The organism is Cellulomonas sp. P5_C5 (assembly GCF_054049655.1).
The window spans coordinates 192,755-212,743 of record NZ_JBFULY010000003.1; the positions used below are offsets into that span (position 1 = coordinate 192,755).

Annotated in this window: 21 protein-coding genes; 1 reads left to right on the forward strand and 20 read right to left on the reverse strand. The window is 72.4% G+C overall.

The features are described from left to right. Positions 1-21: 21 nt before the first annotated feature. The 5 genes from ACXJKF_RS04295 to rpsB form a co-directional block, all read right to left on the reverse strand. Complete coding sequence (locus tag ACXJKF_RS04295; RefSeq protein ID WP_456786499.1) at positions 22-864, reverse strand: phosphatidate cytidylyltransferase; 843 nt, start codon at positions 862-864, stop codon at positions 22-24. Next, on the reverse strand, positions 864-1,421 hold the full coding sequence (frr, locus tag ACXJKF_RS04300; protein WP_456786500.1) for a ribosome recycling factor: 558 nt from the start codon (positions 1,419-1,421) through the stop codon (positions 864-866). The genes ACXJKF_RS04295 and frr overlap by 1 nt, the downstream gene beginning before the upstream one ends. 58 nt (positions 1,422-1,479) lie before the next feature. After that, the gene (pyrH, locus tag ACXJKF_RS04305) at positions 1,480-2,223 is read right to left on the reverse strand and encodes a UMP kinase (protein ID WP_055922247.1); all 744 of its coding nucleotides are present in this window, start codon (positions 2,221-2,223) and stop codon (positions 1,480-1,482) included. Between the two features lie 83 nt (positions 2,224-2,306). Continuing rightward, a complete protein-coding gene (gene tsf, locus ACXJKF_RS04310; protein WP_456786501.1) occupies positions 2,307-3,152 on the reverse strand; it encodes a translation elongation factor Ts in 846 nt (281 codons plus the stop codon). Between the two features lie 109 nt (positions 3,153-3,261). Next, on the reverse strand, positions 3,262-4,287 hold the full coding sequence (gene rpsB, locus ACXJKF_RS04315; RefSeq protein WP_456786502.1) for a 30S ribosomal protein S2: 1,026 nt from the start codon (positions 4,285-4,287) through the stop codon (positions 3,262-3,264). 516 nt (positions 4,288-4,803) lie between these two features. Here rpsB and ACXJKF_RS04320 point away from each other — a divergent pair. Further along, positions 4,804-5,355 (forward strand): peptidoglycan DD-metalloendopeptidase family protein, encoded by a 552-nt coding sequence (locus tag ACXJKF_RS04320; protein ID WP_456786503.1) that lies wholly within the window; start codon positions 4,804-4,806, stop codon positions 5,353-5,355. A 188-nt stretch (positions 5,356-5,543) separates the two neighbouring features. On the opposite strand, the gene whiG is transcribed toward ACXJKF_RS04320, so the two are convergent. The 15 genes from whiG to ACXJKF_RS04395 form a co-directional block, all read right to left on the reverse strand. Next, on the reverse strand, positions 5,544-6,482 hold the full coding sequence (gene whiG / locus ACXJKF_RS04325) for an RNA polymerase sigma factor WhiG (RefSeq protein ID WP_456786504.1): 939 nt from the start codon (positions 6,480-6,482) through the stop codon (positions 5,544-5,546). A 545-nt stretch (positions 6,483-7,027) separates the two neighbouring features. After that, positions 7,028-8,233: a DNA-processing protein DprA gene (gene dprA, locus ACXJKF_RS04330; protein ID WP_456786505.1), complete on the reverse strand. Its 1,206-nt coding sequence runs from the start codon at positions 8,231-8,233 to the stop codon at positions 7,028-7,030. Then, positions 8,230-9,753 carry a YifB family Mg chelatase-like AAA ATPase gene (locus ACXJKF_RS04335; RefSeq protein ID WP_456786506.1) on the reverse strand — a complete coding sequence of 508 codons (1,524 nt, stop codon included), beginning with the start codon at positions 9,751-9,753 and terminating at the stop codon, positions 8,230-8,232. Before ACXJKF_RS04335 ends, dprA begins: the two co-directional genes overlap by 4 nt. Further along, complete coding sequence (locus ACXJKF_RS04340) at positions 9,754-10,110, reverse strand: YraN family protein (RefSeq protein ID WP_456786507.1); 357 nt, start codon at positions 10,108-10,110, stop codon at positions 9,754-9,756. A gap of 260 nt (positions 10,111-10,370) precedes the next feature. After that, entirely contained in the window at positions 10,371-10,694 is a 324-nt protein-coding gene (locus ACXJKF_RS04345; RefSeq protein WP_055922267.1) for a DUF2469 domain-containing protein, read from the reverse strand. Positions 10,695-10,752: 58 nt separating this feature from the next. Beyond that, positions 10,753-11,535 (reverse strand): ribonuclease HII, encoded by a 783-nt coding sequence (locus ACXJKF_RS04350; protein ID WP_456786508.1) that lies wholly within the window; start codon positions 11,533-11,535, stop codon positions 10,753-10,755. After that, positions 11,532-12,386 carry a signal peptidase I gene (gene lepB, locus ACXJKF_RS04355; protein WP_456786509.1) on the reverse strand — a complete coding sequence of 285 codons (855 nt, stop codon included), beginning with the start codon at positions 12,384-12,386 and terminating at the stop codon, positions 11,532-11,534. The genes ACXJKF_RS04350 and lepB overlap by 4 nt, the downstream gene beginning before the upstream one ends. A 188-nt stretch (positions 12,387-12,574) precedes the next feature. After that, the gene (rplS, locus tag ACXJKF_RS04360) at positions 12,575-12,943 is read right to left on the reverse strand and encodes a 50S ribosomal protein L19 (RefSeq protein ID WP_456786510.1); all 369 of its coding nucleotides are present in this window, start codon (positions 12,941-12,943) and stop codon (positions 12,575-12,577) included. A gap of 237 nt (positions 12,944-13,180) precedes the next feature. Next, a complete protein-coding gene (trmD, locus tag ACXJKF_RS04365) occupies positions 13,181-13,951 on the reverse strand; it encodes a tRNA (guanosine(37)-N1)-methyltransferase TrmD (RefSeq protein ID WP_456786511.1) in 771 nt (256 codons plus the stop codon). A 2-nt stretch (positions 13,952-13,953) separates the two neighbouring features. Beyond that, a complete protein-coding gene (rimM, locus tag ACXJKF_RS04370; RefSeq protein ID WP_456786512.1) occupies positions 13,954-14,514 on the reverse strand; it encodes a ribosome maturation factor RimM in 561 nt (186 codons plus the stop codon). Positions 14,515-14,593: 79 nt separating this feature from the next. Then, positions 14,594-14,833, reverse strand: a complete 240-nt coding sequence (locus tag ACXJKF_RS04375; protein ID WP_055922281.1) for an RNA-binding protein — start codon at positions 14,831-14,833, stop codon at positions 14,594-14,596. After that, entirely contained in the window at positions 14,833-15,258 is a 426-nt protein-coding gene (gene rpsP / locus ACXJKF_RS04380) for a 30S ribosomal protein S16 (protein ID WP_456786513.1), read from the reverse strand. The genes ACXJKF_RS04375 and rpsP overlap by 1 nt, the downstream gene beginning before the upstream one ends. A gap of 185 nt (positions 15,259-15,443) precedes the next feature. After that, entirely contained in the window at positions 15,444-16,535 is a 1,092-nt protein-coding gene (locus ACXJKF_RS04385) for an amidohydrolase family protein (RefSeq protein ID WP_456786514.1), read from the reverse strand. A gap of 7 nt (positions 16,536-16,542) precedes the next feature. Continuing rightward, on the reverse strand, positions 16,543-18,135 hold the full coding sequence (gene ffh, locus ACXJKF_RS04390) for a signal recognition particle protein (RefSeq protein ID WP_456786515.1): 1,593 nt from the start codon (positions 18,133-18,135) through the stop codon (positions 16,543-16,545). Between the two features lie 36 nt (positions 18,136-18,171). Beyond that, a complete protein-coding gene (locus ACXJKF_RS04395) occupies positions 18,172-19,968 on the reverse strand; it encodes a [protein-PII] uridylyltransferase (protein WP_456786516.1) in 1,797 nt (598 codons plus the stop codon). Between the last annotated feature and the right edge of the window lie 21 nt (positions 19,969-19,989).

Here is a 19,989-nt window from a genome sequence, read left to right on the forward strand (position 1 = left end):
CCCCTCTCGGACTAGGAAGGTTCAGGCGGGCTGGAACACGGTGAGGACCACGTACACCGCAGGGGCGGTCAGGACGAGCGAGTCGAGCCGGTCCAGCAGGCCGCCGTGGCCCGGCACCAGCCGGCCCATGTCCTTGAGCTCGAGGTCGCGCTTGAGCATCGACTCGGCGAGGTCGCCGAGCGTCGCGGTCACGACCGTCGCCAGGCCGAGGATCACGCCGACCAGCGGCTCCCCGTCGAACGCGAGCTGCACACCGACGACACCGACGACGCACGCCAGGACCATCGAGCCGGCCAGACCCTCCCAGGTCTTCTTCGGGCTCACGGACGGGGCGAGAGGATGCCTGCCGAGCAGGACACCCACCGTGTAGCCGCCGACGTCGCTGGCGACGCACAGGAGGATGAAGAGCATCACGCGGGCCGCGCCGTCGGGCTCGGCGAGCAGGAGCATGACGAACCCGCCGAGGAACGGCAGGTACGCCGCGGCGAACGCACCCGCGGTCGCGTCCCGCAGGGCCGGCTGGCCGCTCCCGTCGAGCACGCGCCACACGACGACACCGCCGACGGTCAGCATGAACGCGACGAACAGCGCCTCCGGACCCGCCGTGTACGCGGACACGAGGATGCCGATCGCGCCGACCAGCAGCGGGAGCAGCGGCAGGTGGATGTTGCGGCGGGTGAAAGCCTGCGCCAGCTCCCAGAGCCCCGCGCTCACGGCCAGGACGGCGACGACCGCGAAGGCTTCCTTGCGGATGAACAGCGACGCGACCACCGCGATGAGCATGGCGACGCCGACCACGATCGCGACCGGGAGGTCACGACCGGGGCGGGGGGTCCGGGTGGCGGCGATGGCAGTCTGGCTCATCAGACCTCGAGGAGCTCGTTCTCCTTGGACGCGAGCAGGTGGTCGATGAGGTCCACGTGCTTCTTCGTCAAGGACTCGAGCTCCTTCTCCGCACGGGCGACCTCGTCCTCGCCGGCCTCACCGTCCTTGACGATGCGGTCCAGCTCCTCCTTGGCCCGCCGCCGGACGTTGCGCACCGAGACCCGGGCGTCCTCCGCCTTGGACTTGGCCAGCTTCACGAAGTCCTTGCGGCGATCCTGCGTGAGGGCGGGCAGGACGATGCGGATGACGTTGCCGTCGTTCGTGGGGTTCACGCCCAGGTCGGAGTCGCGCAGCGCCTTCTCGATCGCGGCGGTCGACGACTTGTCGAACGGCGAGACGAGGATCGTGCGCGCCTCGGTGACGTTGAACGACGCCAGCTGCTGCAGCGGCGTCGGGCTCCCGTAGTAGTCGACGAACACCTTGGAGAACATCGCGGCGTTGGCCCGACCGGTACGGATCGTCGAGAAGTCCTCCTTGGCGACCTCGACGGCCTTGTCCATCTTCTCTTCAGCCTCGAAGAGGGTCTCGTCGATCACCGGAGCTCCTTCGTGTCGTCAGTTCGATGCCGTGCGTTCGTGCAGCGTGTCAGCACTGTCAGCTGGCCGTGATCAGCGTGCCGATCTTCTCACCCCGGAGTGCCCGCGTGACGTTGCCGGCCTCCTCGAGCCCGAAGACGCGCATCCGCACGTCGTTGTCACGGCACAGGCTGAGCGCCGAGCCGTCCATCACGCCCAGGTCGTTGACCAGAGCGTCCGTGTACGTCAGGTGGTCCAGCTTGACCGCGTCCGGGTTCGTCCGCGGGTCCGCGGAGTACACGCCGTCGACGCCGTTCTTGCCCATCAGCACCTCGTGGCAGTGCGTCTCGAGGGCGCGCTGCACGCTCACGGTGTCCGTCGAGAAGTACGGCATGCCCGCACCCGCGCCGAAGATGACGACGCGGCCCTTCTCCAGGTGCCGGATGGCGCGCAGCGGGATGTACGGCTCGGCCACCTGGCCCATCGCGATCGCGGTCTGCACGCGCGTGCTCACACCGGCCTGCTCCAGGAAGTCCTGGAGCGCCAGGCAGTTCATCACCGTGCCGAGCATGCCCATGTAGTCGGCGCGCGCACGGTCGAGGCCACGCTGCGAGAGCTCGGCGCCGCGGAAGAAGTTGCCTCCACCGACGACGATCGCCACCTGCACACCGGCCCGGACCGCGACGGCGATCTCCGCGGCGACGCGCTGGACGACGTCGGCCGCCAGGCCCACGTCCCCACCGCCGAACGTCTCGCCGGACAGCTTGAGCAGGACGCGCCGGTCCGGCACCGCTCCGCGGGTCGACTCGGGGTCCAGGGTCACGGTGCCTCCACGAGAGTTGGATCGGGCTGGTGCGACGGTGGCCCCGACCCCGCAGGGCCGGGGCCACCGTCGATCACCTGAGGTCAGGCTCCCACGCGGTAACGGACGAAGCCCGTCAGCGTGCCGCCGGCCTCGGCGAGGACCTGCGCGACCGTCTTCTTGTTGTCCTTGGCGAACGCCTGCTCGAGCAGCACGTTCTCCTTGAAGAAGCCGTTGAGGCGGCCCTCGATGATCTTCGGCAGCGCGGCCTCGGGCTTGCCCTCGTTGCGGGCCGTCTCCTCGGCGATGTGGCGCTCGTTCGCGACGACGTCGGCCGAGACCTCCTCGCGCGTCAGGTACGTGGGCGAGAACGCCGCGATGTGCGTCGCGATGTCCCGGGCCACGCCGGCACCGGCCGCGTCGGTCGCGACGAGCACGCCGACCTGCGGGGGCAGGTCCTTGCTGACCTTGTGCAGGTAGACCTCGACGTGCTCGCCGGCCACGCGGGCCAGGCGGCGCACGACGACGCGCTCACCCAGGGTGGCGGCGGTCTCGTCGACGATGTTCTGCACGCTGGAGCCGTCGACCTCGGTGGCCAGCAGCGCGTCCGCGTCGCGGGCGGGGCTGTCGACCGCGGCCGCGAGGACGCGGTCCGCGAGGGCCACGAAGTTCGGGCTCTTCGCGACGAAGTCGGTCTCCGAGTTGATCTCGACGAGCACGCCCGTCTGACCCTCGCCATCGGCCGTCGGGCCGACGTGAGCGACGACCAGGCCGTCGGAGGCCGCGCGGCCCTCACGCTTGCCGACGCCCTTGAGGCCCTTGACGCGGATGAGCTCGAGCGCCTTGTCGGAGTCGCCCTCAGCCTCCTCGAGCGCCTTCTTGACGTCCATCATTCCGGCACCGGTCTTCTCGCGCAGCGCCTTGATGTCTGCGAGCGAGTAGTTCGCCATCAGTCGTGTCCGTTCCTCGTGTGTCGTGACGTTGATGCGGGACCTCAACGGTCCGGTGACGTGCCGCGGTGCCGGCAGCCCCGACAGGGGGCCGCCGGCACCAGCGGTATCACTTGGAGTCGGCGTCGCCCTCGGTGGCGGCCTCGTCGGTGGCGACCTCGGTCGCGGCCCCCTCGGCGACGACCTCCTCGGCCACAGCCTCGGCGACGACCTCCTCGGCAACGGCCTCGGCGACGGCCTCCTCAGCGACGGTCTCGGTGGCGACCTCCTCGGCTGCCACCTCCTCGGCGATCTCGGTCTTCGCCTCGGCGACGGCCTCGGTCGCGTCGGCCGCGACCTCGGCACCGGCCAGGTCGGCCTCGGCGCCGGCAAGCAGCTCGCGCTCCCACTCGGCCAGCGGCTCGGCGTCGGCCGGAGCACCCTCGGCGGCCGCGGTGCGACCCGAGTGGCGCTTCAGCAGACCGTCGGCGGCGGCGTCGGCGATGACGCGGGTCAGCAGCTGGACCGCGCGGATCGCGTCGTCGTTGCCCGGGATCGGGTAGTCGACGACGTCGGGGTCGCAGTTGGTGTCCAGGATCGCGACGACCGGGATGCCGAGCTTGCGCGCCTCGTTGACCGCGAGGTGCTCCTTGTTCGTGTCGACGATCCACACGGCCGAGGGGACCTTCGCCATATCACGGATGCCACCGAGCGTCTTGGCCAGCTTGTCCTTCTCGCGGCGCAGGACGAGCAGCTCCTTCTTCGTGAGGTTCGAGCCCGCCACGTCGTCGAAGTCGATCTGCTCGAGCTCCTTGAGGCGCTGGAGACGCTTGTGCACCGTGCTGAAGTTGGTGAGCATGCCACCGAGCCAGCGCTGGTTGACGTACGGCATGCCGACGCGGGCGGCCTGGTCGGCGACCGGCTCCTGCGCCTGCTTCTTGGTGCCGACGAACAGGATCGTCCCGCCGTGGGCGACGGTCTGGCTCACGAAGTCGTAGGCGTTGTCGATGTACGACAGCGACTGCTGCAGGTCGACGATGTAGATGCCGTTGCGCTCGGTGAAGATGAAGCGCTTCATCTTGGGGTTCCAGCGGCGGGTCTGGTGTCCGAAGTGGACACCGCTCTCGAGCAGCTGGCGCATGGTCACGACGGCCATGGCACGTCCTTCCGGCGCGCACCGCAAGGTGCACGCGTCAAGGCGGACCCGTTGTCCAGGCCCGCATCTCGGTTGTCGGCTCCGACCAGCTGGTCGGCGCCCCTGGCGCCATGTCGTCGTCCGCTCCGGTACCTGCCACGTGGACAGATGCTCGGACCGCTGCGGAGATCGACCCCGTCCTGGACCTTGTCGGCACGGAGACCGACGGACCGGTGATCGGGTGGATGACGCGCGAAGTCGACCGGTACGGACCGGTCGCACCCGAAGTCTAGCCGATCACCGACCCTGCTCCGCACCGTGCCCACGACGTTCCCACGACTGCTCGCACGTCGGACTCCCCGCGACCGCGTCCACGCCGGGGCACGGCGCGCCCACGCGCGTTCGCTGGCCGTGCTCTCTCGTGCGTCCACATCACCCCCGTGCGGTGAGCTGACCACAGCCCGCCGGTCGGCGACGTCATCCACCGACTCTGCCGGCTCCGCCCACCTCGCCTCCGGCGCCGCGGACCATCACCGCATGACCCGAGGACGCCTCCCCGCCCGCCTGACCGCCACGCTGGGCACCATCACGGTGCTGCTCGCCCTCATGGGGGTCGCCGCCGCGTCGGCAGGAACGGCCGGGCCACCCGGCTCCCCGCCGCCGGCAGGCACGTACCGTCTGCCGCTCGCGGGACCGAGGGACGTGGTGCGCGCCTTCGAGCCGCCCCCCGTGCGCTGGGCGGCCGGCCACCGCGGGGTCGACCTGCGATCGGCCCTGGGTGCTGAGGTCGTCTCCCCCGTCGCCGGCGTGGTCACCTACGCGGGCATGGTGGGCGGTCGACCGGTGGTGACGGTGACGGACAGCGAGGGACGCCGGTCGAGCGTCGAACCGTTGGTGCCTGTCGTCGGCGTCGGCCAGCTCGTCATCGCGGGGACGCCGTTGGGCACGCTCTCCGCCGACGGTTCCCACTGCGCACCCAGCGCGTGCCTGCACTGGGGCGTGCGGGTCGGGGACGACTACGTCGACCCGCTCAGCCTGCTCGCGGGTGCGGGACCAGTCGTCCTGCTCCCGCTCGGCTCCGACGGGTAGGACCGTCAGCCGCCGGTGCGCGGCCGGTCGTCCCGTTCCGCTCGGCTGTCAACGTAGGGCCGTCAGCCGACGGGTGCGCGACCGGTCGTCCAGCACACCCGCTCGGCTCCGACGGGTAGGCCCGTCAGCCGGAGCGTGCGCGAGCGCGGCCGCCGTTCTTGCCAGGACGATGTCGGCGGGCAGCTCCGTCAGGCGCGCTCGGCCTCGACGAGACGGGTGCGGAGCCGGACCATCGCCGCGGTGTGCATCTGCGAGATGCGCGACTCGGTGACGCCGAGCACGCGACCGATCTCGGCGAGCGTCATGCCCTCGTAGTAGTAGAGGACGACGACGATGCGCTCGCGCTCACCGAGGCACTCGATCGCGCGAGCGAGGAGGAACTTGGTCTCGGCCGCCTCGATCGAGCTGGCGGGGTCGAGCGTGCGCTCGTCACCGAGGGTGTCGCCGAGCGAGACGCCGCCGGGACGGTCGTCGCCGCCGCCGAGCAGCTCGTCGAGCGCCGCGACGTTCACCGTCGAGAGCTGGGAGTAGATGGCCCGCAGGTCCTCGACCGGCATCGCGAGGTGACGGGCGACCTCGTCCTCGGTCGGGGTGCGGTGCAGCTTGGCCTCGAGCTCGGCGTACGCGCGGTCGACGGAGCGGGCCTTGGTGCGGACCGAGCGCGGGACCCAGTCCATCGCGCGCAGCTCGTCGATGATCGCGCCGCGGATGCGGGAGGAGGCGTAGGACTCGAACTTCACGGAGCGGTCCGTCTGGTACTTCTCGATGGCGTCGATGAGACCGAACATGCCGTAGGAGACCAGGTCGGCCTGCTCGACGGTGCTCGGCAGGCGCATCCCGACACGACCGGCGACGGCCGACACGAGCGGGGCGTAGTGCAGGATCAGGCCCTCACGAGCACGGGCGGACGGCGCCGCCTTGTACTCCTCCCACAGGGCGTCGACCTCTTCGACGGAGCGGCTGGGGGCCACCGGCGTCCGGGGGGCGGGCACGCCCCGCGTGATCGGGACCGACGCCGGTGCGAGCAGGTCCACCTCGGCCGACCGGGGCTGCGGGATGACGCCCTCGGGCGCCGTGCTCGTCAGTCGCGTGTGCACCGGGAAGGCGGCGTCCAGCTGCGTCGTCATCGTCGACTCCATTGTCTTCGTCATGCTCGGGGGTGCACTTCCTGGAACGCCGAGCTGAGTCGCTCGGCACGAACGGGGGTGGAGCGGTGGGTCGTGGCGAGGCTCGGGTGACCGTGGATCCCCTGGACGCTGCGCAGGTCCGAGCCACTCTCGAGACGGTGGACGGCGACGGGGTGAAGCCCGTTCCGACCACGCGACGAAGCATTCCCGGCAAAGGGAGCGACATCGCCGAGATATGCACGATCTGCGCACTCCGACATTCCACGCAGAACACCGCGGTACGTCGAGAACTCAGACTGCAGGAGCGCCCTGTTCGGCGTCCTCGTCGCGCTCTCTGTGATGTCCATGTGAGTACGGTGACCTGAAACACAGAAGGTCACAAGCAGCACTTTCACCTGCGCGGCCTAACGGTGGGCGAATCCCGGCGCAATGTCCGATTCTGCGACGAACAATGGCCCGATCGCGCGAGTTTTTCACCCCCTGAACTCCTCACCCACTCTCCTGTGCACCCCCTTCCGGCGCGCCTTCTGGACACCGAGCCGCCGTCATGGTGCGTCAACTCCGACGAGGACCCAGCCGGTACCTCGGCGGACCGCCCAACCGTCGAGCTCGAGGAGGCCAACCGCCCCTCGGGCCTCCGCCACCGTGACGCCGGCCAGGCTCGCCACCCGATCGAGATCCGTGGGTACGCGCCGGGAGAGGGCGTCGAGGACGCGCAGCGCCAGCGGCTCCAGCCCGTCGATGCGCCGGGCTGCGCGGTCGTCGGCGGACCGGGCCGCGTCCGCCACGGCCACGAGGCCGGAACCGATGACCCCCGCGAGCTCACGCACCTCGGCCGCGTCCGTGACGCACACGGCGACCCCCTCCCGCAGCAGCCGGTGGCAGCCGGCGGACGCCATCGACGTCACGGGGCCTGGGACGGCACCGACGGGTCGCAGAAGGCGGGCCGCGTGGTGTGCGGTGCTCATCGCGCCCGACCGCCACGCCGCCTCGACCACCACCGTGGCCCGACCAGCAGCGGCGATCAGGCGGTTGCGCTGCAGGAACCGGCTCTTGGTCGGCAGGCTGCCCGGTGGCACCTCCGAGACGAGCGCTCCCCCGGAGCCCACCACCGCGTCGAGAAGTCGCGCGTTTCCCGCCGGATAGGCCCGGTCGACTCCCCCGGCGAGGATCACGAGGGTCTGCCCGCCTCGGGCGACGGCTCCGCGGTGAGCGGCCGCGTCGATGCCGTACGCACCGCCCGAGACCACGCACACGCTCTGCGCCGCAAGTCCGTCGGCGAGATCGAACGCGACGCGCTCACCGTAGGTCGTCGCGGCCCGAGAGCCGACGACGGCAACCGACGCGGCGAGCACCGCACGGAGGTCCGGCTCGCCCCGGAGCCACAAGCAGAACGGCGTCCCGGTACCGAGGTCGTCGAGCGCCGACGGCCATCGAGGATCCCCTGGCACCAGCACGGTGCCGCCGAGCCGTTCGAGGTGCCCGAGGGCGCGGTGCGGGTCGCAGTCCGGCAACCGGACCGCCCAGCGGGCGAGGGCGGTCACCACCCGCCTCCGGTCGGCGTCGAGGAGCGGACCGTGCGCGTGCTCGAGCCGGGTGAGATCGGGTGCGTGCCGGACCGCCTCGCGGACCCACTCCAACGCCTCGACGGCACCGAGCAGTCCGACGAGGGTGCCTGCGACGGCATCGCCCGGCTCCACCAGAGCGCTCCACGTCGCGCGCGCCAGCACCGCCGCGTCGTCGCCGCTCATGCCCCGTTCCCGCGAGTCCGGAGCAGGAGGGCGTGGCCGACGTCGGCACGTCCCGGGGCCGCGCGCCCCGCGAGGTCAGCCAGCGTCCACGCGACCCGCAGCACCCGGTCGACACCGCGCAGGCTCAGGGTGCCGCGATCGAGCGCGCGGTCCAGGTCCGCGACCAGGGTGCGATCGGGCCCGAGCCGCTCCCGCAGCCAGCTGCCGGAGACGTCGCCGTTGGTGCGCCACGGCGTCCCCGCGAGCCTCAGCGCCTGCGCGGTGCGGGCCTCGTGCACCCGAGCCGCAACGACCGCGGAGGACTCCCCCACGACCGATCCCGCACGGGCCGGACTCAGCTCGACCTGCAGGTCCACCCGATCCAGCAGCGGACCGGAGAGCTTGCCGAAGTAGCGACGGCGCTGCTCCGCACGACACGTGCACGCGAGCCCTTTCCCGACCGCCTGCCCGCACGGGCACGGGTTGGCCGCGAGCACCAGCTGGAACCGAGCGGGATAGCGGGCCGCGCCGGCCGCCCGGTGGAGCACGAGCTCGCCGTGCTCGAGCGGCTGCCGCAGCGTCTGCAGCACCGCGGTGGAGAACTCGGGCGCCTCGTCGAGGAACAGGACGCCACGGTGCGCCCGCGAGGCGGCCCCTGGGCGCGGGACGCCCGAGCCGCCGCCCACGACGCTCGCGGGTGTCGCCGTGTGGTGAGGGTCCTCGAACGGTGGTCGACGCAGCAGCCCGTCCCCGGGGTCGAAGGCGCCGGCCACCGAGTGCACAGCCGTGACCTCGACGGCATCCGCCTCCGACAGGTCCGGCAGCAACCCGGGCAGACGGGCGGCGAGCATCGTCTTGCCCGTCCCCGGCGGGCCGACCATCAGCAGGTGGTGCCCACCGGCCGCGGCGACCTCGATGCACGAGCGCGCCTCGTCCTGGCCGACCACGTCAGCGAGGTCCACCGCAGAGCTGCCGGGCTGCGTGGGCACGGCCTCAGGGCGCACCGGCGCGACGTCCGGGACATCGACGGTGGCGCCGTAGCCCGCTGCGACCTCGGCCAGGCTCGTCGCGCCGACGACCCGCGCACCGGGCACCAGTCGCGCCTCCGCCGCGTTGGCCTCCGCGACGACCACCCGGCACCACCCCGCGGCGACCGCGGCCGCCACAGCGGGCAGCACGCCGCGCACGGGCCGGAGCCGACCGTCCAGCCCGAGCTCCCCGAGGTGGACCACACCGCGGGGCGCCGCGGGGTCGATGGCCTCGGCGCCGGCCAAGGTCGCCACAGCGATCGCCAGGTCGAAGCCCGAGCCGGACTTGGGCAGCGTGGCGGGCGAGAGGTTCACGGTGATGCGCCGGTTGGGCCACGCGAGTCCCGACGACGTCACGGCGGCCCGCACCCGGTCGCGCGACTCCGCCAGCGAGGCGTCAGGCAGCCCGACGAGCGTGAACGCCGGCAGCGAGGGGGCCAGGTGCGCCTCGACCTCGACGACGTGCCCCGTCAGCCCCACCAGTGCGACCGCCAGGGTCCGGCCGAGGACCACCTAGACCACCCCCTCGAGGTGGTCGACCTGCGCAGCGCCCCGGGCAGGCAGCAGCACCGCGATCACGTCGATCCGCACCGATCTTGGGTGCACGTCGTGCGCGGCAAGCCACTGCGCCGCGAGCCGACGCACCCGTGCCAGCTTGCGCGGGGTCACCGCCTCGGCGGGATGCCCGTACGCGAGAGACCGCCGCGTCTTGACCTCGACGACGACCAGCTCGTCGCCGTCGAGCGCCACAAGGTCGAGCTCACCGTCCCGGGCGCGCCAGTTCCGGTCCAGCACGTCCCAACCACGGTCCCGGACATGCGCTTCCGCCACGTCCTCCCCGTACCGCCCCACTGCGTCCTTCGCGCGCACCGGACCACCTCCGCGCAGGACGGTGCCAGCGTCACGGCGGTGCGAGCGGTGCCGCCCGCCACCTCGTGGGCGGGGTCACGGCGAGGCGGGCTGTGGGCGGCTCGCCCCAGCCACGACGAGTTTGTCAGGGGCGGCTGCCGAGCGAGCCGACGTCGGGCTCGGCGGCAGGTGCCGGCTCGGCGAACCTGCCGGCCGGACGGGCCGTAGGCGGCTCACGCGAGCGACGAAGGCGAGTGTGCGATTGGTGTGGACGGCGGACGTCAGCGGGCGAAGCCCGCGCTCCCGCCGAGGTCGAGCTCGGCCTTCGCCAGCTCCTCGACGTTGACGTCCTTGAACGTCACGACGCGCACCGACTTCACGAACCGGGCGGAGCGGTACACGTCCCACACCCAGGCGTCGGCGAGCGTCAGCTCGAAGTACACCTCGCCGGCGGCGGACCTGACCTGCAGGTCCACCTGGTTGGCGAGGTAGAACCGCCGCTCGGTCTCCACGACGTAGGAGAAGAGCCCCACGACATCGCGGTACTCGCGGTACAGCGCGAGCTCCATGTCGGTCTCGTAGTTCTCCAGGTCCTCCGCGCTCACCGGGACATCATCCCCCATGCGTGCAGCCGAGGCCGCGCGACGCCACGAGAGCGACCGCTCAGAACACCCCGTCGGCGTCGGTGGACTGCACGAGGAACGCGGCGGAGTCCTCGTCGCCACCCAGGACCGCGTCGGCTGCCGTGCCCGGCAGCCGCCAGGAGCGGCGGTGCAGGACGCTGGGACCGAGCTCGCGCAGCGCCGCCATGTGCTCGGGCGACGCGTACCCCTTGTTCTCGTCCCAGCGGTACGCGGGGTGCGACGCGGCGAGGTCCACCATCATCGCGTCCCGCTCGCACTTGGCGAGGACGCTCGCGGCCGCGACGGAGGCGCACGTCCGGTCCGCCTTCACGCGCATGTGCACGCGAGGGGCGGGCTCGGCCGGCTCCTCGTCGAGGGTGAAGAGGTCGGCCTGTGCGGGGCGGCTGAGCCAGTCGTGCGACCCGTCGAGCAGCACGACGTCGACCGGTCCGACGGACGCCGCGACGGCGGTCAGCGCGCGGGTGCCGGCGAGCCTCAAGGCGGCGATGATGCCGATCTCGTCGATCTCCGCGGCGCTCGCGTGCCCGACGGCGCGAGCGAGCCCCCAGCGACCGAGCGCGGGGAGCAACCGGGTGCGCGCCGCAGGGGCGAGCAGCTTGGAGTCGGCGACGCCCTTGGGTGCGGACCGCGTCGTGACGTCCACGACGACGACCCCGACGCTCACCGGTCCGGCCAGCGAGCCCCGGCCCACCTCGTCCATGCCGGCGAGGAGCCGCGCCCCGTCGCGCAGGAGCACGCGTTCGTGACGCAGGTGGGGTGCGACGCGCGCAGCGGTCGCCCGCGGAGCTGCGAGCAGCGTCACGGCTGGTCGGGCACGTCCGCGAACGTGCTGGTCGGGTTGCGGAGCAGTCCCATGCGCTCGATGGGCCACACCGTCACGAAGGCCATGCCCACGACGTTGTCGATCGGCACCGAACCCCCGCCGGGGTTGCCCGTGTTGTAGCGCGAGTCCGACGAGTGAGACCGGTTGTCGCCCATGACCCAGATGCTGTTCGGCGGCACCGTGACGTCGAACGCGATGTCGCTGGGCTGGACGCCCGCTGCCAGGTACGGCTCGTCGAGCGGCTCGCCGTTGACCACGACGGGTCCGCCTGCGACGGCGGAGACGTGGTCACCGGGCAGCCCGATGAGGCGCTTGACCAGGTGCTCGTTGGCGTCGGCCGGGTAGAGGCCGATGAAGGTCAGGGCGGAGTTGATCGCGCCCTGCACCGGCCCCGGGTCCGGGGCGGTGTCGGACGGCAGCCAGCCCCCGGGGTCCTTGAAGACGACGATGTCCCCGCGGCGCAGGTCGAACGGGCCGGGCGTGAGCTTGCTGACCAGGATCCGGTCGTGCTCGATCAGCGTGTCGTGCATCGACTGGCTCGGGATGAAGAACGCCTGCACCAGGAACGTCTTGACCAGCAGCGACAGGATGATCGCGCTGACGAGGATGATCACCGTCTCGCGCAGCAGGGATCCCGCGCCGCTCGGACGCTTGGCGGCAGCGTGCCGACGCGGGACCGAGTGCTCGGACTGGGCGTCGTCGGACCCGGTCACGTCCGGCATCCGAGGACCGGTGCCACCCGGCTGTCCGGCGCCGTCGGGCGACTCCCGGCCGGGCCACGACGTGGGTGACGAGTCCTCGTCGAGGTCGCGGGGAGGTCGGTCGATCACTCGCACACTCTCGCACGCGCCGGGCCCGGACGCGCACACGACCAGCCTCCGAGATCAGGGGTCGTGACCGGGTCATCGTCGTCGTGACCCGTCCGCGCCCCTGACCAGCGTGTGCGCGTTCCGCGGGTACGCCGACGGGCGGCCACCGACATCGGTGACCGCCCGTCAGGACGCGCGTGCGAGGAGGCTCAGGCCTTCTTCGCGGCGGGGGTGAAGTCGCGCTTCTCCTTGATCTTGGCCTTCTTGCCACGGAGCTTGCGCAGGTAGTACAGCTTCGCGCGGCGAACGTCGCCGCGCGTCACGACCTCGATCGACTCCAGGCTCGGGGAGTGCACGGGGAACGTGCGCTCGACGCCGACCTGGAAGCTGACCTTGCGGACCGTGAACGTCTCACGGACGCCGTCGCCCTGGCGGGCGATGACGACACCCTGGAACGCCTGGATGCGGGAGCGGTTGCCCTCGACGACCTTGACGTTGACCTTGAGCGTGTCGCCGGCGCGGAACTCCGGGATGTCGGACCGCAGCGATGCTGCGTCGACCTGGTCCAGCGTGTGCATGTGATGTCACTTCCCCGCCCTGCCACAGGTCAGGAACGTCGTCGAGGGCGTCTCGGCCGCCCTGTGCAGGGCAGGACCGGCGTCCTTGGTCTGATGGTCCGGTGCGTCCGGGTCAAAGAGCCCGGGTGGTCGTGAGTCGTCTCCCCTGTGGCAGAGACGCAACCTGCGCGCACCAACGGGCAAGTCTGCCACACCGGGCGCACCGGCGGTAAATCCGTGCTGCACCTCACGCAGAGGTCACGCTCGCGCGAGGTGTCCGTCCACCGGTCGCCAGCCGAGCGTCGCCAGGAGCGCGAGGTCGTGCTTGTCCAGCTCGTCGACGGGCAGCGCCTGGATCAGGTCCGGCCGACGGGCCGCCGTCCGCTCGATCGCAGTGTCCCGGCGCCACCGGGCGATCCGCGCGTGGTGCCCGGACAGGAGCACCTCGGGGACCTCCAGCCCGGCCCAGGCGGGGGGCTTGGTGTAGACGGGGTACTCCAGCAGCCCGGCCGCGCCGTGGGACTCCTCGACCAGCGACTCCGGGTTGCCGACGACCCCGGGCAGCAGCCGCGCGACCGCCTCGACGACGACGAGCGCGGCGACCTCACCGCCGTTGAGCACGTAGTCGCCGAGGGAGAACTCGGTCACGCGTCCCCGCGAGCGATAGTGCTCGGCGACGCGGGCGTCGATCCCCTCGTACCGTCCGCACGCCAGCACCAGGTGGCTCTCCCCCGCCAGCGCCTCGGCCGTGCGCTGCGTGAACGGCTCCCCCGACGGCGTCGGCACCAGCAGGTGGGCGTCGTCGTCGAGCAGCTCGTCCAGCGCGGTCCCCCACACGTCGGGGCGCATCACCATGCCCGCGCCGCCACCGAACGGGGTGTCGTCGACGGTCCGGTGCCGGTCCGTGGTCCAGTCCCGCAGGTCGTGCACGCGCAGGTCCAGCAGACCGCTCGTGCGCGCCTTGCCGACGAGCGAGAGGTCCAGCGGGGCCAGGTACTCGGGGAAGATCGAGACGACGTCGATGCGCACGGTCAGTCGTCGTCTGTGTCTCGGGGTAGCACCGTCTCCTCGGAGACCACCAGGTTGGCGGCGTCGGAGGCGAGCAGCCCACCGGGCGGGTCGAGGACGACGCGGCCGCCGGCGACGTCGACGATCGGGACGATGACCTTGACGAACGGGATCAGCGTGTGCGCACCGTCGGGCTCGCGCAGGACCAGCATGTCGTGCGCCGGCAGGTGCTCCAGGCCGACGATCTCGCCGAGCACCCTGCCGTCGACGTGCTCCGCGCGCAGCCCGGCGAGCTCGTGCGGGTACCAGGCGTCGTCCTCGTCGGAGCTGTCCTCCTCGACGACCAGCTCGGTGCCGCGCATCGCCTCGGCCGTCGTCCGGTCACTGATCTGCGCGAACGTCACGTACCACCGGTCCTGCTGGGTGCGCGTGCTCACCACCGTGAGCGGTCCACGGGCTGCAGGCTCGGTGGCGAGCACCGCACCGACGCCGAACCGGTCCTCGGGGTTGTCGGTGCGCAGGTCGAGGGCGACCTCTCCGCGCAGGCCGTGGGCACGGCCGATCCGCGCGACGGTCAGCTGCATGGTGGTCCTCACGATCGGGGTGGGCAGTCATGGCGAAGGCCCGGTCCCCAGGTTAGGGGACCGGGCCTTGCGCGATGGTTCAGCGCCGGTCGACGTCCACGACGTCCACGCGGACGGCGCCGTCCGTCGAGAGCGCGCCGACGACGGTGCGCAGCGCGCGAGCCGTCCGACCGCCCCGGCCGATGACCCGGCCGAGGTCGTCGGGGTGCACGCGCACCTCGAGGAGGTCACCACGGCGCAGCGTCGACGCGTTCACGCGGACGTCGTCCGGGTGGTCGACGATGCCACGCACCAGGTGCTCGAGAGCGTCGGCGAGCATCAGGCCTGCTCGTCCTCGGCGGGAGCCTCGGCAGCGGCGGCCTTCTTCGCGGCAGCCTTCTCGGACGCCGTGGCCTTGGCCTTCTCGGCGTCGAGCGCGACGGCGTCGATGGCGGCCTTCGGGTCGACCTTGTCGGCCTTGGTGCGCAGCGTGCCCTCCTGGCCGGGGAGGTTCTTGAACTTCTGCCAGTCACCCGTGATCTTGAGGAGCACGGCGACCTGCTCGGTCGGCTGCGCGCCGACGCCGAGCCAGTACTGCGCACGCCCGGAGTCGACCTCGATGAACGAGGGCTCCTCGGTGGGGTGGTACTTGCCGATCTCCTCGATCACGCGGCCGTCGCGCTTGGTGCGCGAGTCGGCGACGACGATGCGGTAGTACGGAGCGCGGATCTTGCCGAGACGCTTGAGGCGGATCTTGGTGGCCACGGTGTGGTCTTCTCCTGATGTCTGCTGTGGGTGACCCCTCCGCGCATTGCCCGTGGGGTGGGCGCGCCGGGAAGGTCGAGGACACGGCGAACGCAGGTAGAGGGGCTGCGGACGCCGGGTACAGCCGACCATTGTGCCAGATGTGCACGACCGGTCCCAACCATGTCGTGCAGGTCACCGACGGGTCAGACGACCGTTCCCCGCAGCACCACCGCGCGCGGTGCGGCGAGCACACCGATGTCCTCGCGCGGGTCGGCGCCGAAGACCACGAGATCCGCCGACGCGCCCTCGTCGAGCCCCTCGGCGCCCAGCCAGGCGCGCGTGCGCCAGCTGGCCGCGGCCACGACGTCCCGGGCGGGGATGCCGGCGCGGACCAGCTCGGCGGCCTCGTCGGCGATCCGGCCGTGCGCGAGGGTCCCGCCCGCGTCCGTGCCGACGAGCACCGGCACTCCCGCGTCGTGCAGGTCCCGGACGAGCGCGTACCGGTGCGCGTGCAGAGCACGCATCCGCGCGGCGAACACCGGGTAGCGGGCTCCCTGCGCGGCGATCGCCTCGAACTGCCCGACCTGGAGCAGCGTCGCGGTGACCGGGATCCCGGCGGCGGCGATCCGGTCGATGTGGTCGGGCGTCGCCCCCGTGGCGTGCTCCAGGCAGTCGATCCCCGCGTCGAGGAGCGCGTCCAGCGACTCCGTCGCGAAGGTGTGCGCGGTGACCCGGGCGCCCGCCGCGTGGGCGCCCGCCACCGCGTCGGCCAGCACGTCCGCGGGCCACAGCGGGCGCAGGTCACCCTCCGCGCCGAGGTCGCGGTCGATCCAGTCCGCGACGAGCTTGACCCAGCCGTCGCCCCGCGCGGCCTCCTCGCGCACGGCGGCGGGCAGCTGGTCGACGGACTCGAGCTCGCGCCCGTAGTGCCGCAGGTACCGCTTGGGACGGGCGAGGTGCCGACCCGCCCGGATCAGGCGCGGCAGGTCGTCACGGTCGTGCACCCATCCCGTGTCCGCCGGCGAGCCCGCGTCCCGGACCAGCAGCACCCCCGAGTCGCGGTCGGCGAGCGCCTGCTTCTCGGCCGTGCCGTCGTCCACCGGGCCGTCCGACGCGAGCCCGATGTGGCAGTGCACGTCGACGAGGCCGGGCAGGACCCAGCCCTCCAGCACTGTGTCCTGCGCGTCCCGCGCGGCCGACGGGCGCTCGAACGTGATCCGGCCGCCGACGACCCACGCCTCGCCGGCTTCCCGCTCGTCGTCCAGGACGATCGTGCCGCGCAGGTGCAGGACCACGAGGGGCTCAGCGTCCGCCGAGGAAGCGGTCCAGGCCGGCGGGCAGCTCGATGTCAGCCGGCTGCGGGGGCTCGGCCTTGGGCGCGATCCCGAACGCCGATCCCTGCGGTGCGGCCGGCTTGCTCGTGATGCCGCGCTCCTGCTCCGCACGCTTGGCCGGGTTGCCCGACTTGCCCTTGACCTTGCGCACCGGGGCAGCCGTGCGTCCGCGCGACTTCTTGCCGCCCATGCCGGGCAGGTTGCCCATGCCCGGAGGCATGCCGGGCATGCCGCCGCCCTTGGCCATCTGGCGCATCATCTTCTGCGCGCCGTCGAAGCGCTCCAGCAGCTGGTTGACGTCGCTGGGCTTGGTGCCCGAGCCCGCGGCGATGCGCGAGCGGCGTGAGCCGTTGATGATCTTCGGCGTGCGGCGCTCGGCCGGGGTCATCGAGCGGATGATCGCCTCGATGCGGTCCACCTCGCGCTCGTCGAAGTTGTCGAGCGCCTCCCGCATCTGCCCCATGCCGGGCAGCATCCCCATCATCTTCTTCAGCGGTCCCGCGTTGCGCAGCTGCTGCATCTGGGTCAGGAAGTCCTCGAGCGTGAGGTCCTTCCCGGACGCCAGCTTGTCCACCATCTCCTCGGCCTGGCCGGCGTCGAACGCCTTCTCGGCCTGCTCGATGAGCGTGAGGATGTCGCCCATGTCGAGGATCCGCGACGCCATGCGGTCGGGGTGGAACACCTCGAACTCGGTGAGCTTCTCACCGGTGGACGCGTACATGATCGGCTTGCCGGTGACGCTGGCGACCGACAGGGCGGCTCCACCACGGGCGTCGCCGTCGAGCTTGGAGAGCACCACACCGGTGAACCCGACGCCGTCCGCGAACGCCTGCGCGGTGGTGACGGCGTCCTGGCCGATCATCGCGTCGATGACGAAGAGGATCTCGTCCGGGTCGAGCGCGTCGCGGATGTCCGAGGCCTGCTGCATCAGCTCGGCGTCGACGCCCAGGCGGCCGGCCGTGTCGACGATGAGGACGTCGTGCAGCTTGGTCTTCGCCGTCGCCAGGCCCTCGCGCGCGACCGCGACCGGGTCCGCGCCGAACGGCAGGAGGTCCTCGCTGCCCTGGTTGCCGGGGTGCGGGGCGAACACGGGTACGCCCGCGCGCTCCCCCACGACCTGCAGCTGGGTGACGGCGTTCGGACGCTGGAGGTCCGCCGCGACGAGCAGCGGCGTGTGACCCTGGCTCTTCAGGTGCAGCGCGAGCTTGCCGGCGAGCGTCGTCTTGCCCGCACCCTGCAGGCCCGCGAGCAGGATGACCGTCGGCGGGTTCTTGGCGAGGTTGAGCGTGCGCGTCTGGCCGCCGAGGATGGCGACGAGCTCCTCGTTGACGATCTTGACGACCTGCTGCGCCGGGTTCAGCGCACCGGACACCTCGACCGAGAGGGCGCGCTCACGCACGGCACCCGTGAACGAGCGCACGACCGGGACGGCGACGTCGGCGTCCAGCAGCGCCCGGCGGATCTCGCGCACGGTGGCGTCGATGTCCGCCTCGGACAGCCGGCCCTTGGTGCGCAGGTTCTTGAAGGTCGACGTCAGACGGTCGGACAGGGTGGCGAACACCTGGCGGTCCTTACGATTCGAGAGTTTCTGACAAGTTCACGGACGACCTAGGGTACCTGCCAGCTCCCGGGTGGCCCGTGCCGTCAGGTCGTCGACGAGGGTGGCGCGCCAGGTGCTCCACGCCTGCGGACCGGCCGCGCCGGCATCGGCCTCGGTCAGGGCGCGCAGGAGCGTGAGCAGGTCGGGCCGGTGGTCGACGGCGCCGAGCAGCCGGGCCACGGTCGCGGGGTCGTCGGGGTCGGCCGTGGTGGCCAGCTCGGCGAGGGTCAGGTGCTCACGCACGAGACGCGTGACGTCCGCCGCCACCTGCTCGTCGAAGCCCATGCGCAGGACGATCGGACCGGCGAGCCGCGCGCCCTCGGTCGAGTGGTCCCCCGCACCGGCACGCTTGCCGATGTCGTGCAGCAGCGCCGCGAGCAGCAGCGTGTCGCCGTTCTCCACGACGCGCTTGTCGCGTCCGGCCCGGGCGACCGTCTCCACGAGGTGCCGGTCGACGGTGTGCCGGTGGATGGCGGAGCGCTGCGGCCGGTTGCGCACACCCGCCCACTCCGGGATCCAGGTGGTCACGACGCCGGCCAGGTCCAGGGCCTCCCAGATCGGCACCTGCGCGGGCCCGGAGCCCAGCAGCTGCAGCAGGTAGCCGCGCGCGGCCTTCGGCCACGGTGTCGGCAGGGGCGGGGTCGCCGTCAGGCTGGCGACGGTGACCGGCGAGAGGCTGAGGCCGGTGCGCGCGGCGGTGGCCGCGGCGCGCAGCGACAGCAGCGGGTCCTCGGCCGGCCGCGCCTCGACGGCCAGCACGATCTCGCCGTCGTGCTCGACCAGGTCCTCGGCGATGGTCCGCAGCCGCGGGGCCGAGCGGCGGCCCCGGACGAGCATCGTCGCGCGGGCCGGTCGCTGCAGGGCCTGACGTGCGTTGCGCACGGTGGTGTCGAGGGCGTAGGAGATGACGCGCGCGGCCTCGGCGATGCTGGCCAGGAGGTCGTCGCGGTCGTCGAACCCGACCAGCGCCGCGACCTCGTCCTGGTCCGCCAGCAGCAGCCGGTTCGTGTGCCGGCGCGTCACCACCTGGACCGTGTCGCGCACGTCGAGGAGGTGGGCGTACGCCATGTCGACCGCGCCGTGCGGCCGGTCGGTGAGCCAGGTCGCGGCGAGCGCGCTCAGCACGACCGCGTCCCGGATGCCGCCGCGCGACTCCTTGAGCTCCGGCTCGATGAGGTAGGCCAGCTCGCCGTGGCGCTCGGCGCGCTGGCGGGTCGACGCCAGCAGCTCGGGCAGGCGCCGGCGCGCGGCCGAGCGCCAGTCCTCCAGCAGCGCCGACTTGGCGCGGGCGATGACGACGGCGTCGCCCGAGACCGGCTGCAGGTCCAGGAGCCCGACGGCCGCAGGCAGGTCCTTGGACGCGACCTGGCGGCACTGCGCGAGCGAGCGGACCGAGTGGTCCAGGTCGAGGCCGGCGTCCCAGATCGGATACCAGAGCTTCTGCGCGAGAGCCGAGAGCGCCTCGGTCGAGTGGCCGCGGCCCTCGTGCACGAGCAGCAGGTCGAGGTCGCTGACCGGGCTCGCGTCGCCGCGTCCGACGCTGCCGACGGCCCCGAGCGCGATGCCCGAGACGTCCTCGCCGTCGGTGGCCAGCTCCCACTGCTCCCGGAGCCGGCCCACGACGAGCTCGACGATGGCGGCCCGCCGGGCGATGCCGTCGGAGCCGGGGCCGGTCAGGCCGGCAGCGAGCTCGAGCCGCTCAGAGCGGAGGTCCCGCACCCCGATCGCGGGGTGCGGGACCTCGGGCGACCCGTTCGCGGCCGCGCCCCCCGCGGGCGGCCGTTCCTGTGTCATGTGTGTCTGGTGACCGTCCGG

Coding starts and splice junctions, on each gene's coding strand:
- ACXJKF_RS04295 (WP_456786499.1), bottom strand. CDS start 864: ATGAGCCAGACTGCCATCGCCGCCACCCGGACCCCCCGCCCCGGTCGT.
- tsf (WP_456786501.1), bottom strand. CDS start 3,152: ATGGCGAACTACTCGCTCGCAGACATCAAGGCGCTGCGCGAGAAGACC.
- rpsB (WP_456786502.1), bottom strand. CDS start 4,287: ATGGCCGTCGTGACCATGCGCCAGCTGCTCGAGAGCGGTGTCCACTTC.
- ACXJKF_RS04320 (WP_456786503.1), top strand. CDS start 4,804: ATGACCCGAGGACGCCTCCCCGCCCGCCTGACCGCCACGCTGGGCACC.
- whiG (WP_456786504.1), bottom strand. CDS start 6,482: ATGACGACGCAGCTGGACGCCGCCTTCCCGGTGCACACGCGACTGACG.
- dprA (WP_456786505.1), bottom strand. CDS start 8,233: ATGAGCGGCGACGACGCGGCGGTGCTGGCGCGCGCGACGTGGAGCGCT.
- rplS (WP_456786510.1), bottom strand. CDS start 12,943: ATGCACACGCTGGACCAGGTCGACGCAGCATCGCTGCGGTCCGACATC.
- rimM (WP_456786512.1), bottom strand. CDS start 14,514: ATGCAGCTGACCGTCGCGCGGATCGGCCGTGCCCACGGCCTGCGCGGA.
- ACXJKF_RS04375 (WP_055922281.1), bottom strand. CDS start 14,833: ATGCTCGCCGACGCTCTCGAGCACCTGGTGCGTGGCATCGTCGACCAC.
- ACXJKF_RS04395 (WP_456786516.1), bottom strand. CDS start 19,968: ATGACACAGGAACGGCCGCCCGCGGGGGGCGCGGCCGCGAACGGGTCG.